The 15,178-nt window shown below is 69.2% G+C and carries 14 protein-coding genes and 6 pseudogenes; 14 read left to right on the top strand and 6 right to left on the bottom strand.

Features of this window, described 5'->3' with window-relative positions; all coding sequences use genetic code 11:
* The 4 genes and pseudogenes from ACWCPI_RS37455 to ACWCPI_RS37440 all read left to right on the top strand — a co-directional run bounded on the left by ACWCPI_RS37455 (window position 1) and on the right by ACWCPI_RS37440 (window position 3,302).
* A pseudogene (locus ACWCPI_RS37455) lies at window positions 1–891 on the top strand (MMPL family transporter).
* A 32-nt stretch (window positions 892–923) separates the two neighbouring features.
* The gene (locus ACWCPI_RS37450; protein WP_451042426.1) at window positions 924–2,066 is read left to right on the top strand and encodes a type III polyketide synthase; all 1,143 of its coding nucleotides are present in this window, start codon (window positions 924–926) and stop codon (window positions 2,064–2,066) included.
* Between the two features lie 239 nt (window positions 2,067–2,305).
* A pseudogene (locus ACWCPI_RS37445) lies at window positions 2,306–2,446 on the top strand (IS701 family transposase); the annotation flags it as partial.
* Between the two features lie 25 nt (window positions 2,447–2,471).
* Window positions 2,472–3,302 (top strand): annotated as a pseudogene (locus ACWCPI_RS37440) (IS5 family transposase).
* A gap of 73 nt (window positions 3,303–3,375) precedes the next feature.
* On the opposite strand, the gene ACWCPI_RS37435 reads toward ACWCPI_RS37440, so the two are convergent.
* Window positions 3,376–4,278, bottom strand: a complete 903-nt coding sequence (locus tag ACWCPI_RS37435) for a transposase family protein (RefSeq protein ID WP_451042425.1) — start codon at window positions 4,276–4,278, stop codon at window positions 3,376–3,378.
* Window positions 4,279–4,572: 294 nt separating this feature from the next.
* Window positions 4,573–5,514, bottom strand: coding sequence for a GlxA family transcriptional regulator (locus ACWCPI_RS37430; RefSeq protein ID WP_451042424.1), 942 nt, complete (start codon window positions 5,512–5,514; stop codon window positions 4,573–4,575).
* Window positions 5,515–5,597: 83 nt separating this feature from the next.
* Between ACWCPI_RS37430 and ACWCPI_RS37425 the strand changes: the two genes are divergently transcribed.
* Window positions 5,598–6,476 carry an NAD-dependent epimerase gene (locus ACWCPI_RS37425; RefSeq protein ID WP_451042423.1) on the top strand — a complete coding sequence of 293 codons (879 nt, stop codon included), beginning with the start codon at window positions 5,598–5,600 and terminating at the stop codon, window positions 6,474–6,476.
* A gap of 9 nt (window positions 6,477–6,485) precedes the next feature.
* On the opposite strand, the gene ACWCPI_RS37420 is transcribed toward ACWCPI_RS37425, so the two are convergent.
* Window positions 6,486–6,626 (bottom strand): hypothetical protein, encoded by a 141-nt coding sequence (locus ACWCPI_RS37420; RefSeq protein WP_451042422.1) that lies wholly within the window; start codon window positions 6,624–6,626, stop codon window positions 6,486–6,488.
* A gap of 230 nt (window positions 6,627–6,856) precedes the next feature.
* On the opposite strand from ACWCPI_RS37420, the gene ACWCPI_RS37415 reads away from it, so the two are divergent.
* A complete protein-coding gene (locus ACWCPI_RS37415) occupies window positions 6,857–8,077 on the top strand; it encodes a lipase family protein (protein WP_451042421.1) in 1,221 nt (406 codons plus the stop codon).
* A gap of 142 nt (window positions 8,078–8,219) precedes the next feature.
* Here the strand turns inward: ACWCPI_RS37415 and ACWCPI_RS37410 are convergent.
* Window positions 8,220–8,509: pseudogene (locus ACWCPI_RS37410) on the bottom strand (IS5/IS1182 family transposase); the annotation flags it as partial.
* Window positions 8,510–8,888: 379 nt separating this feature from the next.
* On the opposite strand from ACWCPI_RS37410, the gene ACWCPI_RS37405 reads away from it, so the two are divergent.
* From ACWCPI_RS37405 to ACWCPI_RS37375, 7 genes and pseudogenes are all read left to right on the top strand, one after another.
* The gene (locus ACWCPI_RS37405; RefSeq protein WP_451042420.1) at window positions 8,889–9,374 is read left to right on the top strand and encodes a hypothetical protein; all 486 of its coding nucleotides are present in this window, start codon (window positions 8,889–8,891) and stop codon (window positions 9,372–9,374) included.
* Between the two features lie 68 nt (window positions 9,375–9,442).
* Window positions 9,443–9,964 (top strand): hypothetical protein, encoded by a 522-nt coding sequence (locus tag ACWCPI_RS37400; protein WP_451042419.1) that lies wholly within the window; start codon window positions 9,443–9,445, stop codon window positions 9,962–9,964.
* Complete coding sequence (locus ACWCPI_RS37395; protein WP_451042418.1) at window positions 9,961–10,422, top strand: DUF6197 family protein; 462 nt, start codon at window positions 9,961–9,963, stop codon at window positions 10,420–10,422. Before ACWCPI_RS37400 ends, ACWCPI_RS37395 begins: the two co-directional genes overlap by 4 nt.
* 28 nt (window positions 10,423–10,450) lie before the next feature.
* Window positions 10,451–10,969, top strand: a complete 519-nt coding sequence (locus ACWCPI_RS37390; RefSeq protein ID WP_451042417.1) for a hypothetical protein — start codon at window positions 10,451–10,453, stop codon at window positions 10,967–10,969.
* A gap of 21 nt (window positions 10,970–10,990) precedes the next feature.
* Window positions 10,991–11,140, top strand: a pseudogene (locus ACWCPI_RS37385) (DUF6919 domain-containing protein); the annotation flags it as partial.
* 19 nt (window positions 11,141–11,159) lie between these two features.
* On the top strand, window positions 11,160–12,122 hold the full coding sequence (locus tag ACWCPI_RS37380) for a DUF6919 domain-containing protein (protein ID WP_451042416.1): 963 nt from the start codon (window positions 11,160–11,162) through the stop codon (window positions 12,120–12,122).
* Window positions 12,123–12,526: 404 nt separating this feature from the next.
* Window positions 12,527–12,874 carry a hypothetical protein gene (locus ACWCPI_RS37375; protein WP_451042415.1) on the top strand — a complete coding sequence of 116 codons (348 nt, stop codon included), beginning with the start codon at window positions 12,527–12,529 and terminating at the stop codon, window positions 12,872–12,874.
* A gap of 212 nt (window positions 12,875–13,086) precedes the next feature.
* Here the strand turns inward: ACWCPI_RS37375 and ACWCPI_RS37370 are convergent, their stop codons facing one another.
* Both ACWCPI_RS37370 and ACWCPI_RS37365 read right to left on the bottom strand, forming a co-directional pair.
* The gene (locus ACWCPI_RS37370; protein ID WP_451042414.1) at window positions 13,087–13,572 is read right to left on the bottom strand and encodes a hypothetical protein; all 486 of its coding nucleotides are present in this window, start codon (window positions 13,570–13,572) and stop codon (window positions 13,087–13,089) included.
* Between the two features lie 573 nt (window positions 13,573–14,145).
* Window positions 14,146–14,660, bottom strand: a pseudogene (locus tag ACWCPI_RS37365) (hypothetical protein).
* A 37-nt stretch (window positions 14,661–14,697) separates the two neighbouring features.
* On the opposite strand from ACWCPI_RS37365, the gene ACWCPI_RS37360 reads away from it, so the two are divergent.
* Window positions 14,698–15,012, top strand: a complete 315-nt coding sequence (locus ACWCPI_RS37360; RefSeq protein WP_451042413.1) for a transposase — start codon at window positions 14,698–14,700, stop codon at window positions 15,010–15,012.
* Window positions 15,013–15,178 lie beyond the last annotated feature (166 nt).

Raw genomic sequence — 15,178 nt, 5'->3', positions numbered from 1 at the left:
ATGCGAGTGCGAGCGTTGAGGCAGCTGCCCCCCACCGCTCCGGCCGCTGCCGCGGCCGAGCGCATGTGTGCCGCGTTCGCCGCCCCGCCCAACCGGCTCCTCACCGGTCCGCAGACCGCCGCCGGAGCTGACGCCTGCACCGGCCGACTGGAGGACCTCGCGGATGTCACGGCCGTACGCGTTGTACGAACCCTGCCCGCACAGCAGGCGGCCGTGCTGCCGGCCGTCTCCCCGCCTGCTCCCGGCACCCGTGCCCCCCACGACGTGGTGCCGGCCGTGCGGAACACGCCCGCACCCGGCACCGTGGTCGTGGGTGGCCGAGCCGTCGAGGTCACTGACACCGCTGACAGCGTTGCCGGCGCCCTGCCGTGGTGCCTCACCGCGCTGAGTGTGGGACTCGCGCTCCTGCTCGGTGCCTTCACCCACAGCGTGATCGCGCCGCTGAAGGCGCTGACGGTGGCGGCCGTCAGCCTCGGAGCGAGCCTCGGGGCCCTCGTCCTGATCTTCCAGGAAGGCCATGGCCGTGCCCTGCTGGGGGCTTCACGGTGACACACACCCTCGATGCATCGCCCCTGCTGTTCGTCCTGATCACCAGATCTGGCTCTGTCGGTGGACTACGAGGTGTTCCTGCTGGGCCGGATCCGCGAGGAGTACGTGCGCTGCAGAGACAAGCGCACCACGATCGTCGACGGCATCGGCCGCACCGGCAGACTGATGACGTCCGCCCCACCGGCCGTCGCGGTCTCCACGGCGGCCATGGGCACTTCGGACGTGGCCCTGCTCAAGCTCATCGGCATCGGCATCGGCATCGGCATCGGCGTGGCGCTGGGCGGGGCCGTGGACGCCGTACTCGTACGCGGAGGGCTGGTGCCCGCGTCTGGCGGAAGCTGACCGCACACCCGGAAAAGAGCGGAGGGCAATCGATGGGGCAACCGACGCAAGACTCCACCACCCCGACCACACACCGCCACGCACGACCGCCGGAAGGCCCCTCGTCTGCTCCGCGGATCAGGGCGATCAGGACGGCGTTCCCGCCGTACCGTTACCCCCAGCACGAGATCATGGCCACGCTGGCGCGCACCACGCTCATGAACTCCGCGACCGGCGTCCTGATGCTGCGGAAGATCGAGGCCAACGCGGGCGTGGCCACGCGCCATCTGTCCCTGCCCCTGGGCAAGCTCGTCGAACTGGCCGATCTAGACGACTTCACACAGGCCAACCAGGTATGGCTGCAAACCGCCCTGGATCTCGGCGAGCAGGCCCTGACCGGAGCCCTGAGCGAGGCCGGGGTACGTCCGGGGGACGTCGACGCGGTGATCAGCACCACCGTGACGGGGCTGGCCGTACCCTCGCTGGAAGCACGACTGGCCCAGCGGGCCGGATTGCGGCCGGACATCAGACGCATCCCGCTGTTCGGCAACGGCTGCGCCGGGGGAGCCGCGGGTCTCGCCCTGCTCCGCGACTACCTGAGCGCGCACCCGGACCAGATCGCCGTCCTGCTGGCAGTGGAGCTCTGCTCCCTGGCCTACCAGCAGAAGGACGGATCGATAGCGAACATCGTCGCCGGCAGCCTGTTCGGCGACGGCGCGGCGGTCGTGGTGGCGGCGGGCGGCCACCGGGCAGGCGAGCGTCAGGGGCCACAACTAGTGGACGGCGCGAGCTGGTTGGTGCCTGACAGCGACGATGCGCTCGGCTGGGCGATCGGCTCCCACGGCTTCCGGATCCGTCTGGCGCCGGAGGTGCCCGCGCTCACCGAGGCACACCTGCCCCAAGCCGTGCACTCCTTCCTCTCCCGGCATGCGCTGACGACCGACCGGATCGGCAGCTGGATCATCCACGGCGGTGGGCCGAAGGTGCTCACCGCGGTGGAACGGGCTCTGAGCCTCGCGCCGGACGCCACGGTACTCACCCGCCGCTCCATGGCCGACCGGGGCAATCTCTCGTCCGTGTCAGTCCTCGATGTCCTGGACACCGCGATGGGCAGCCCGCCCCCGGCCGGCACTCATGGGCTCGTCGTAGCCATGGGCCCCGGATTCGCTGTCGAACTCGTTCTCATCCGCTGGTGATCGGCTGCGGCTACTGGAAAAGAGATGCCATCATGACCGACGCGAGCTTCACCCCCCTCCCCACCTGGGAGAATGCAAGCCATTGTCAAGACCTGTGGATCGTATCTGCGAGGCGCAGTGGCGGCATCTGAGTCCGTGCCATGCTCAGGGCGTATTGGGATGATGACTGTCTGCCCCGAGTGGACGAGCGGCCCCATGAGCCTTAAGGACGGCATCGGCGTCCCAGCGGGCACCGTTGGGTCGGCTATGTCGTGGCGGTGCCGAAGTCCCAGCAGATCAAGTCCCTGGCGGGCTTCTGGCGCATCGACCAGCTCATCGAGGAAGCACCCGCCGACGCGTGGCAGACCTCCAGCGGCGACGGAGCCAAGGGCCCGCGTGTCTGTCCGATTAGTGATCAGTGATGCGATGTGGGACCGGATCGAGCCGCTGATGCCGGCGGATCCGGTCCGGGGGCGGCGGTGGGCCGATCACCGTCGCACTCTTGAGGCCATCGCGTGGAAGTACCGCACCAACTCGCCCTGGCGGGACCTTCCCGACGAGCTTGGCTCGTTCAAGACCGCTCACAAGCGGCTGATCAGATGGGCCGTCGACGGTACGTGGGAGATGATCCTGGCCGCAGTCCTGGCGGCGGCGGACGCCGATGACGACATCGACTGGACGGTGTCGGTGGACTCCACGGTAGTGCTGGCCCACCAGCATGCCGCCGGAGCACGCAAAAAAGGGCTGCCCACCGCGGGGAGTCCGCCGACCCCACGCGCTCGGACACTCCCGCGGCGGGCTGAGCACCAAGATCCACCTGGCCGCAGACGGCCGCGCCCAGCCCCTCGCCTTCACTGTCACCGCAGGCCAAGCAGGTGATGCACCCGCCTTCGAGATGGTGATGTCCCGCATCCGCGTGCCCCGAAACGGGCCGGGCAGGCCACGGACCCGGCCCCTGGCCGTCCTGGCGGACCGCGCGTATTCCTCGCGTGCCATCCGCAGCCACCTGCGGCGCCGGGGCATCCGCGCGGTCATCCCGCAGCCGTCCGACCAAGTCGGCCACCGCTTGCGACGAGGCCGACTCGGTGGCCGTCCGCCCGGCTTCGACAGCGAGGCCTACAAGCAGCGCAACACTGTCGAGCGGTGCATCAACCGCCTCAAACAGTGGCGCGGCCTGGCCGCGCGAACCGAAAACTCGCCATCGCCTACCAGGCCGCACTCCACCTCGCCGGCATCCTCATCTGGACCCGACGCTGACCAAAGAGACAGAACCTAACGACCTCGTGCACGGTAGGCCGTGGCATGTCGAGGACGGTGGAGCTGATGGTGTTCACGCTTGAAGGCCGCGGGGAAGAGTGGCGGTCTGCTGGTGTGATAGCAGCCCGGCGACGGCTTGGACGATGTCACTCATGTGTTCGCGTCGGCCAAGGTGTCGGGCGAGAGCCCGCCAGTTCTTGAGGTGCGCGATGCCGTGCTCGACGCGGATGCGCTGTGAGGAATGGGCCTTGCGTTGCTGTTCGTGCCGCTCCTCGTACCAGGTGGGAGCGTTTTTCTTGAACTTGCGATGTGGTGGTGTCACCACGCGTCCGCCGGTCTGCGTGCCCAAGCCCTGGTAGCCGGCATCCGCGAGGATCTCCATGAACGGACCGTCGGCCAGGAGCTGGGCCAGCCCCAGCTGTCGGGCCTGGGTGATGTCGGCACAACTACCCGGCCGGACCGGGCTGCAGAACAGCACGCGCCCCTCGGCGTCCGTGAGGACCATGGACTTCACAGCGTTCTGCTTGGTCTTTCCGGAGACGAATTTGTCCCGGTCCTTGCGGCCTGCTGCCGGGCGTCGCACACGGATCTCCGTGCCATCGATGATCCCAGTCCCGGCGGCGCCCAGGTACTCGATGACCTCGGTGAGAGTGCGCAGCCTGATGCCCTGGGCGACGGTGCAGCCCCGTTGCGCCAGCAGAGGCCGCACCTCGCCGATGGCACGAGTGATGGTGGAGCGGTCCACACCGAACCAGCAGGCCAGCACGTCGTGCGTGGTGCCATGCCGCAGGCTCACCAGCGTGGCCAGCAGGCGGTCGACGAAGACGAACTTGTGCTTGGCGCCAGCTCCTACCGCCCGCCGCCGTGGCCGAGCGGTGAGTCGAGCTTGATGCTGCTCGTGCCACAACGGCCCTACCTCGGCGACGAGTTCAGCGATCACCGCCGACGACAGCCCGGTGACCCGGTACTCCGCCACGATCAACTCACGTGCCCCAGCGTCCACCATGCACAGTTCAACGAGCCACCTAGACGCTGAGCCACGGCCTACCGTGCACGAGGTCGTTAGTGGCTCGTCACGCAGCCTTGGCCGGGTAATCGACCTGCTGCTCGGCGGCCAGCAGACTGTTTCCAAGTCCTGATCTCGAGGGTGGTCGTGGGACGTCGACCCCTGTAGGAGTGCGCTGGTCGACGGATCAAGAAGGCACAAGGGGCGGCAGATCATGGCCCTCGCAGTGCGGACGGAGTGCACTACCGCGGCGTGCTTCAAACATCAGCGGGAGGCACCAGTGGGCGCCCGGTTGAAGCTCGCGCGATAGGCCGTGGGAGTGAGTCCAACCCGGCCGACCATGTGCTTGCGGAGAGAGTCCGCGCTGCCCAGACCGCTCTTCCTGGCTACCTGATCCATGGGCAACTCGGTGGTCTCCAGGAGCTCTCTGGCCCGGTCGATGCGCTGGTGCAGCAGCCATTGGAGCGGGCTCAGTCCAGTCTCTGCGTGGAAGCGCCGGGTGAGGGTGCGCACGCTCGTCTTGGCGTGACCGGCCAAGTCGGTCAGGGTGAGCGGGTGATCGAGGTGTTCGAGCGCCCAGACGCGAGTGGGGGCGAGTGAAGTGCCGCGCTCCGGCGGCAGCGGGGCCTCAATGAACTGGGACTGGCCGCCCGGCCGTACGGGAGAGACGACCGCGAGCCGCGCGGCCGCGTTGGCGGCCGACGCGCCGTAGTCGATCCTGACCAGATGCAGGCACAGGTCGATGGCGGCCGCGGCGCCCGCCGAGGTGAAGATGCCACCGTCCTCGACGAAGAGGAGGTCGGGCTGCACATCGATTGACGGGAAGCGGGTAGCGAGGTCGCCTGCCAGCCCCCAGTGGGTGGTGGCGCGGAGCCCGTCGAGCAGGCCGGCCTGGGCCAATACGAACGCACCCGTACACAGGGAGGCGAGTCGTGCGCTGGCGGCCGCGGCTTTCCGCAGGGCGTCGAGGGTTTCGGTGGGAGCCTGCTCGCCGCCGCTGCCGATGGCGATCACCGTGTCGGCGCCCTCCAGCGCGTCCAGGCCGTCCGGCACCACGATGTCGGGGCCGCCGACGGTCGGCATCGGGCCGGGCCGCGCCGTACAGACACGCACGTCGTAGTGCGGAACGCTGTTGAACACCATGAGTGGGATCGAGACGTCGAAGCTCAGTACGGGCGGCACGATGACTGCTGCGACGCGATGCATGGCCAGATCCTCCGGATGGTTGGCATTATGGCCACTATTCCACGAAGCCGCGGAGCGGCACCGTTGTCCGCATGAAATCTCATGTGATCGTGGGCCGCGGGGCCGCCGCGTCGAAGACCGCTCTGCTGCTGGCCGAGGACGGCGAGCGGGTACGAATGATCAGCCGGACCGGCGGCGGGCCCGACCACCCGCTCATCGACAAGGTCGCCGCGGACGCGACCGACACCGATCGGCTCACCGAGCTGACGGAGGGGGCGGACACGCTGTTCACCACCGCCGCGCCGCCGTACCACCGCTGGCCCGAGCAGTTTCCGATCTTGTCGGCGTCGCTCCTGAGCGCAGTGAGGCGGACTGAGGCCGCGTATGTCATGCTCGGCAACCTCTACGCCTATGGGCCGGTAAGCGGGCCGATCACGCCGGACTTCCCCCTGGCCGCGACCGGCCCCAAGGGGCGGACCAGGGCCCGGGCTTGGGGGGAGGCCGCCGCCTCAGGGGTGAAGGTCACTGAGGTGCGGGCCGCCCAGTTCTATGGCGCCGGCGCTGTCTCGGTGTTCAGCCTCATGGTGCAGCGGCAGGTCATGGAAGGCAGGCTGGTCCTGGTGCCGCAAGAACTCGACGTGCCGCACAGTTACTCGGGGATCGGCGACACCGCACGCACGTTGGTCGCCGCGAGCCGCAACGAGCAGGCGTACGGCCGTGCCTGGCATGTACCCACCTCGACCCTGTCGGTGCGGGAACTGGCCGGGCGACTCGCCGATCTCGCGGGTGCACCGAAACCGCGGATGGAAGAGATGGCCGAACGCGACCTGACCCTGCTGGCGCTCACCGAGCCGTTCTGGGAGGAAATGCACGAAGTACTCACCAAGCCCGGCCACCCGTTTGTCATCGACTACTCCGAGACCGAGAAGATCCTCGGCGTGAGTGCCACCCCGGTGAACGACGTGCTCCGGGAAGTGATCTAGAGCGGCTTGTCACGCGGCCTTGGCCGGGTATCCGGTCCACGAACGGATCGGTGAGTCGGGTGCGAAGCTGATCTTCGGCTTGGCGCGGGCATTGCGCCAGCGGACGTAGGCGGCAATGGCGGCGTTGTCGCTCGTCGCTGTTTCCGTCACTTGCTGTCGGGGCGTTCCCCCGAGAGCGAGGAAGAGCACGCCGTCGCTGAACATCCGAAACCTACCGGCGGGTTACTGGCCCCCTGGTGTCCGAGCCGGGATTACAGGGCCTGTCCCGTGGGGGATAGGGCATCCGGTGTCCCCGACGGGAGCCGAGGGGGTTTTCCCCCTTTGCAGCCCGGGGGGTCGCTCCATGTCCCGGCGGAGCGGCCGACGGGCATGATCCATCCATGACTTTACGGCGAACAGGCATCCGGATATTGGCTGGTGCGGCGGTCCTCGGCAGTGTGTCCGCCCTGGTGGCTCCGGTCTCGGCGGCGGCCGGCTCCCACAGTGGGCGGATACAAGGCGGGGCCGTCGTCTCCGTCGAGCAAGCAGCCGAGCTCACAGCGGAGGAAGTGGCCGGGGAACTCCAGGGAAAGATCGACTCGTCCCAGGTCCGCTACGGCGTGACCGCCTATCGGGTCACCTACCGCACCACCGACAGCGCAGGCGCCCCCACGACCGCGAGCCAGCTCGTCGTCCTGCCCAAGAACGGGGCGCGCCACCTGTCCACTGTCTCCTGGCTGCACGGCACCACCGTCTACCGCAAGGACGTCGCCTCGGAGAATCCGAAGTCGAACGACCGGCTCGTCGCCCTGCTGTTCGCCTCGACCGGGCGGGCCGTTTCGGCGCCCGACTACGTGGGCCTCGGCTCCGGCGGAGGCTTCCACCCGTACGGTGACCCTCGGGCCACCGTCGCGGCCTCGGTGGACGGCCTGCGCGCGGCCCGGACCTTCGCCCACGGAAACGGCCGGGAACTGAAGCGGAAGGTTCAGGTCAGCGGGTTCTCACAGGGCGGCCCAGCGACCATGCTGGTAGGCCGGGCGCTTCAGCAGGAGGGCGCCGACCGCTACTTCCGGCTGGGCGCACTCGCCCCGGTCAGCGGCCCCTACAACCTGTCGGCCTTCGAGGCCGCCGCGGCCGACGACAAGATCGTCAAATCCGGCATCTACCTCGCCTACTTCGTCACCGCCTGGAACAAGATGTACGGCCTTTACACGTCACCCGGCGATGTCTTCCGCTCCCCCTACGACAGCAAGGTGGAGGGTCTGTTCGACGGCCATCACACCGCCGGGCAGATCGTCAGCGAACTCCCGGCGGCCTCCAAGGACCTGTTCACCGAGGACTTCCTGAACAAGATCCGCAAGCCCGACGGTGTCCTGAAGGACAAGCTGCGTCCGATGGACAACACATGCGACTGGCGGCCGAACGTACCGGTGGAGATCTTCCACGGCCGGGGCGACAAGGACGTCGACTTCAGCCACGCGGCGTACTGTGCCGACCAGTTGACGAGGAACGGTGCCGCACGCCGGCTGACCGACGTCGGCGACCACGACCACAACGGATCGGTGCGGCAAGCCCTGCCCCGGATCGTCAGGTTCTTCGATGAGTCGGCGAAGACCGACTAAAGCACGCCACCGGCGCCGGCTGGGAGCAGAGGATGCATGCGCAGCGGCGCGCCCGCCCGACCCATGCCTCCGCCGTACGCCCGGCGCCAGTCACGCGGAGGACGCCGCGCTCTGGAGCTCGGGGGTACGCGGGCCGGGCACCGTCACGGCCCCTGCAGCCAGTGAGCGTCACGGCGAGTGGGGTTCCGTGGCGGTCGACGATCAGGTGGTGCTTGGAGCCGGGGCGGGCGCGGTCGACGGGTGAGGGGCCGACGTGGTCCCCCCTTTGAGGGCCCGGACGTGCTATCCGTCCACGGAGCAGTCGTCCAGGTCCAGCAGGTCGGCGCGGCGAAGCTCGGTCAGCAGGGCGGCGTGCAGGCGTGGCCAGACGCCGGCCTCGGTCCAGTCCTGCAGCCGGCGCCAGGCCGTCCCGCCGGAACAGCCCACAGTCTCCGCCGGGACGTCCCGCCAGGCGACAGCCCCTACGAGTTCCGCAACATCATGTGCCAGCTGATCGTCATGAACCTGCGCGACGGCATCACCCACGCCTTCCGGGTGGCCGAGCAGATCATCGTCGCGAACGCCCCCGCTGCCAAGCACATCGAGCAGCAGTATCTGAAGTACGACCAGGCCCGCTCCGCGGTCATCGCGACGGGACCGGACACCACCGGCGGCCCCACTAGCACGACCGGCACTCAGGACGGCACACCGGACCAGAAGACACCCGGCGCGCACGGCAACGACCAGGACACGCAAGGACCGGGCCCGCGTACGCGGCGAGGGGCCCTGGAACCAGAGATGGCGCACCGGACTGAGCCCAGCCCAGCAGTTCGTGCCACGCGGCGAGTTGGAAGGCGACGTCCTGACCCCCTGCGGGCACATCGTCGAGCTCCAGTACGGGCCCCTGTCCCGCATCGACATCGAATTCCGTGAGCGGGTCTACGGCACGATGGTCTGGCTCTTCGACGCCTGCGACGCCCACCGCAAGGGTCGCCTCCGTCTCGGCCTGGTCCCCGGACGTCCGCACGTCAACTTCGTCTGGAACCAGCCTCGCCAGACCCTGGAAGTCTGCCGCCGACCGGTCCACCTCGACCTCGGAGAGTCCGCGCAGGCCGAGGGCCTGCATATGGTCCTGCGGATCAACCGGACCCACCCGAAACAACCCGGCCGCCTCTCCGGCAGCGGTGTCCTCTACACCGCGGAAGCCTTCCACAACTGGATGGCGCACGGGGCACCGGGCCTCGCAGCACTGGGCGGGGCGGGAAGCACTCGGCGTGTGTTCGACGCCCTTGTCGACGTACAGCGCCGCTGGCCCTGAGGAACGAGACGGCCGTTGCTCTTGAGCCAGCAGTCCCGCAGAATTCAGTTGGAGGATGGCACCGTCCGGTGGCGGGAGCCCAAGAACGCCCCGCCAGTCAGCGCCTGGGCTCCCCCTACTACGCCGATGCCCGCACCGGTTCGAAGCGGGAGACGGACTGGCAGGGGTGGAAGGTCCACCTCACGGAGACGTGCGAGCCCGACCGGCCGAACCTGATCACCAACGTGCTCACCACGTCGGCGCCGGTGCACGACGTGCAGGTCACCGACACGATCCACGAAGCCCTGGCCGAGCAGGGACTGCTGCCCGCTGAGCACTTCGTCGACTCCGGCTACACCGAGGTGCGGCTCCTGGTCAGCGCTCGGCCCGACTTCGACGTCGAGCTGGTCGGCCCGGTCCAAAACACCGCAGCCTGGCAAGGCAAAGGCCGGGGGCGGCTTCGCGCGACGAAGCGCCCGCCGACACCACGCCCACCGACGACGCCCCCGCGATCGTCCTGCCGGACACCGACACCCTCATCCGACAGGCCGGCATCGCCACCGGCCCCTGCCCCCCGGACCCGCGCATCCCCTCCCGCTCGGGCCAGATGACCCGCACCGCCGGCCGATTCGCCGCCCGCGCGGCCTGGATGCGGCTGAAGTACGCCACCCTCTTCGCCGCCGGCGTCCTGGTCGTCGGAGTACGCGTGGTGTGGAACCTCCTCACCCCCTCCAAGGCGCCGCAGCTCGAGGCCGCGTCGCCCGAGACTCTCCGCGCACTGAAGGCCGCCGACTTCCTGGAAGCGACCTCCGAAACCATCAAGGACCGCGGCTGGATCCAGGGCGAGTACTCCTCCCCGGACGGCGTCTGCATCCTCGGCGCCGAGCGAGAGCTTGCCTGGTCCGACGCCGCCAGCCGCAAGACGTCCTCCGACGCCAACGTCTACCTCCGCTCGGTGATCGGCCGCCACAGCATCCCGCGCTGGAACGACAACCTGCACCGCACCGAAGAGCAGGTACACCGCGCCCTACTTGCCGCCGCCGAGCGAGCCCGCGCCGCCGCCCAGTAGCCCTTCCCACGACGAAGGAACACCCCTCATGGTCGCCATCACGGAAGAACGCGTCGGGTTCCGCAACCGGGGCCTGGCCCGGCACGCCCGGCAGATCGCCGCCGACGCCGCCGCCGACCTGGTCCGCTACCAGTTCGGCTCCCTGCCCCACATCCACCTGCTGCTGACCGCCGACACGAACACCCTCGCGCACGTCGCCGCCCGCTCCGAACTCACCCTCGTCGACGGCGTCACCACGCGCGCGCAGAACAACGCACGCGGCAAGGCGGGCATCACCGTGCTCGCCGAGGTAGGCGTACTGGTCGTCGCCAACCTGGCCAACGTGCCCGACAAGGCCGCCGTCAACGCACTGCTCGTGCACGAGTTCACCCACGGCCCCCAGCTCGGCGACCCCGCCTCCCGCCATCAGCACCTCGACTTCTGCGCCCACGCGTACGGCGTCGCCCGGCTCCCGCGCCGCACCGTCCGGCAGATCGAGCTCCTCATCGACCAGCGCGAGGACCAGGCCTACGCCGCCGAGCGCCTCGCCACCCAGCTGCCCGCTTGACCAGCGGATGGGACCACGCTGATGCGACTGCGACTTCCCGGGATGAGCCGCACCGACCGCGCCCGCTGGCGCGCGGCCCGCTCGATCGCCGACCTCGCCGAACTGACCGCCCTCTGGCTGGAGGGCCGCATCGCCTCCCACCCCGGCGTCATGCCGAACTGCGGGCCCGACGAGGAGACCACCGACCCTGGTGCCGGTGCTCGCCCTCGCCAACCGCGCCGGCTACCTGACCGACAACTCCCAGCCCGGCCTCGCCGCCACCGGATCCGACGGCCGCTGGCGGGCGCAGCGCGCCGCGGTGACCGGCTGGGTGCGCCGCGACCGCGCCAGCGTCGACCTCGTCAACCAGATCCTCGCCCCCGCCGAAGCGGCCGGGCTGATCGTGTGCGCCGACAGCCACCGCGACGGTGTCACCGTCACCTCCGTCGACGGCCGCGACTACACCACCTTCGGGGCGCGGCTCAGCAAGCGCGACCTCCGCACCCGGTGGCCCGCCCACCTCATCCACCGCGACCTCTTCCGCCAGCTGCAGGGCGCCATCAGCTCACACTCGTCGACCCCGAGTACGGCCGCGGCGATCTGCTGTGGGACGTCCTGGCCAAGGCCCTCTACACGCCGCCCGCCCGGCCCGCCGCACCGACCATCACCGAACCCGGCCTGTACGTGCTGGTCGGCCCGGCCGGATGCGGCAAGTCCACCCTCGCCGACCGCCACCCCGGCCGCCGTCACCGCGTTCGATGCGATCCTCACCGCCCGCCTCGAACGCGGCCTGCTGACCGTCCTTGACGCCACCCACGCCGAGGCCTGCCACCGCGGCAAGTACACACCGACCTCGCCCACCAGCACGGCCTGCCAGCCATCGCCGTGCTGCCGGACACCGACGCACGCGAGTGCCAGCGCCGCATCGCGATGCGCCCGGACGAGACGCGTGTGCCCCCGCGCATCCTGCGCGGCCAGGCCAGCCAAGCGGCCCGCTTCAACGCCAAGGCGGACTGCTTCGACGCCGTGCTCCGCCCGGCCGCCCCACCGACCCCAGCTGACAACGCCCCAACCCCCTCCCCGCAGGAAGGAACCTGCCGTGCAGACCACCCCCGCCCCTCAGCCCCAGACCGACGCGGGCCCGTCTACTCGTCGAACAGATCATCGGCCGTGACCTCGGCGCACCCTCCGCCTTCCACGGCGACTGGCACCAGGCCCTGCAGGACACCTCCGCCCGCTGGTCCGCCGGCAGCCCCGCCGACACCAGCCCGACCCCGGCCAGCTCCTGACGAGCACACCCCCTGGACTCCGGCCGGCCCGACCGGGCCGCCCGGCCCCACGAGAAACACAGAGACGCCGTCCGTAAGCGTCTCGAGGCCGCCATCCCCAGACTCTGGACGGTCCAGAACGCCACCTTCAACGGCCACGTCCTCACCCGCTGCGTCGGCACCAACGACCTGGCCAGCGACGACGACTGCATGTGAAGGCGGCCGCGACGCCGCGAACGCTGACTTCATCGCTCACGCCCCCACCGACATCAAGCAGCTGCTCGCGTACATCGACCAGCTCAACCAGCGCTTGGCCGCCGCCGAGGCCGCCTTCCCCGGCATCACCCACCTCAGCCCCGGCGCCCCGGTCGAGCTGACGACCTACCGCACCGGGCACGACACCATCCCCTGCGGCCTGTTCACCAACCGCGCCGCTGCCCGCCTGTGCGGTTCGGACCTCGCCACGCGCGACGACGACCGCATCGAGGTCACCCATGTGTGGATCCCCGAACACAGCGAACTCGCCGACGAACCCCCCGCCGAGGACCTGTCGCTGTTTCATCCTGGAACAAGCTCTCCGCCCCCACCGGCGAGGGCATCCCGCCGCTGGGCGAAGAAGAACAAGGTCGTGAACAAGGTGGTGTCACCAGCGTCCTGACCGGAGCCCGGACGCTACAAGGAGGGGGAACCGGCGCGGAAGGAACGGGCGGAGGGCCGATGGCGACATGGCAGGACGAGCCGGGCGCCCGGGAATGGCGCCACGCCGTGGACACGGCCGACCGTGTCCACGGCCTAGGCGTCCCCCGGGCGAGCTGCCGGGCTACTGCCAGGGCTGTGCTGCGATCGACGAGGTGGTGCGGGGCGGGCAGGCTACCCGTTGTTGAGGGTCCACGATGTCCAGGACGAACAGCCGAAGACGCCGCACGCTCGCCAGCGCAGTCGGCTGCCGTAGCTACCGTAGGCGTTCAGGCTGCTGTTTTCGTAGTAGTCCTTGTTGCAGACGCCCCAATTGCCCTCACCGAGGAGGTTCTCGCAATTCCCGTTGCGGTAGCTGCGCCAGCTGGCGCCGTCCCAGAGTTGGTTTTCCCAGTTGACGATGGCCGCGTAGGGACTGTCGGTGTCCAGTACCCACCATTGGTCTCCGTACTTGCGGAAGCAACCCGTGGAGCCCTGAGCGGAAGTGCAGATGCGGTCTGACGGGGGGCTTCCCGCTACGGCGTAGTCGATCTCGCTGGCCGCGGCGGTGGTTGCCGCTGTCCGGCCGGTATCCGAGTTGTCTGCCTGTGCGGTGCCTGTGAGGGAAAGTGCGAGCAGGGTTGCGACACCCAGGGCGGCGGCGAGCAGTTTGGACCGCATCCATCCTCCTTGATGTGAGCGCGACATGGACAGGGATACCAGGAGCCCCGGCCGGGAATTCAGGAGCGCCGCTAACGCGGCCGGATACAGATGGCGTTCGTCCTGATGCGCGGTACTGACATCTGGTGCATGGCTGAGTAGCCGTTGTCGGACCGAGAGGTTGGGGACCATCCCCGCGGGCGCGGGGAGCAGACTCCGTCACCTGCGAGCTTCCCGCGAACACGACTCCATTTTCAGCACTTTCACCGATCCCGGCTTACAGCTCATTTCGACCGAGAGGAGCTTCCCGGACGCCGCCCGTCGGGAAACCATCCCCGCAGACGCGGGGAGCAGCAGGGGTGAGCGCTCACCGGGTTTGGAGACCCGGGACCGTCCCCGCGCGTGCGGGGATGGTCCCACGACGAGACGGCGATGACGCCGATCCTCGAACTGCTCCCCGCGCCTGCGGGGATGGTCCCGTGCCCACCGACGTCGTCGTGGTGGCGGTGTTCCTGGTGATCAGCAGATGTGGGTTGGTGCTGTTCGGCCATCGGACGCCGACGGTAAGCGGGCGGCTGCCGATTGGCCGTGGAGTCAGTCCAGGCCGGTCGCCCATGCCGTCAGCGCGGCGAAGTCGTCGACGGCAAGGCCGCATCTTGGGTAGACCCGGTGCAGTAGGGCGGGACCATCGTGGTGTCGTCGATCCAGGCGAACGCCCGGCCTTGCGCCCACGCGACGATCTCCGACGTCTTCCAGAACACACCGCCGCCGGGCTCGGCCCGCGGTGAGGACCAGGCAATGAAGGGCAGCTCGGGCAGTCCCAGGACCGGCGCGACGAAAGAGTTGGCTTCTTCCTCCCACGTCGTCGCCCACACCAGGTCGAAGGGAAGCGCGTGCAATGCCGGGCCGTGATTCGGGTTGAGCCATACGCGCAGTGGTTTGACCGGCTTGTTCGGCAGCCCCCACTCAGTTAGCCGACGCCGCTCGGCGACCTCTCAGCGAGGCGTCAGCAGCCGGTGTGTCTCGTATCCCTCAGGCCGTCGGTGCGGCTTCGCGGCATACGGATCCAGAGGTCCGTCCACATCCACCAAAAGCGCTGGGCGCACCAGCTCACCCCCCTGATCCTGCCTCGCACCGTACTGGCCTATGGCGGGACAGCCCAGCGGAATTCCGGCAGGAAGCATCGACTGGCTGGTGCAGATCGACTACCTGCGCAGGCGCGGCATCGCACACACGATCCCTGAGAAGACCGACCAGCAAAGGCACCGTCACAACCGCCGCAACCGCGGGGGGCGGCCAAAGTTCGGCCGGGAGACCCACCGCCGACGCAACATCATCGAGCGCTGCTTCAACCGGCTCAAAGGCTTCCGCGGCATCGCCACGAGATACGACAAGACCGCCACTTCCTACGAAGCAGCGGTCACACTCGCCTCGTTCCTACTCTGGGCAAGATCAGTTTGAAGACGGGCCCTAGTTCCCGACCGCTCCCGCACGACCGAGACCGGCCCCGATCCTTCGATCGGGGCCAGTCTTCGGTGCGTCAACCGGCGACGGTGGTCAGGTTGCCGGGCACGTAGGATCCACCCTGGTTGTTGAGGATCACGCCGAGCCGGTTGGTCGCGTTGAT

It is taken from the genome of Streptomyces sp. NPDC001920 (assembly GCF_053594495.1).
This window is presented reverse-complemented; position numbering and strand designations above follow the sequence as displayed.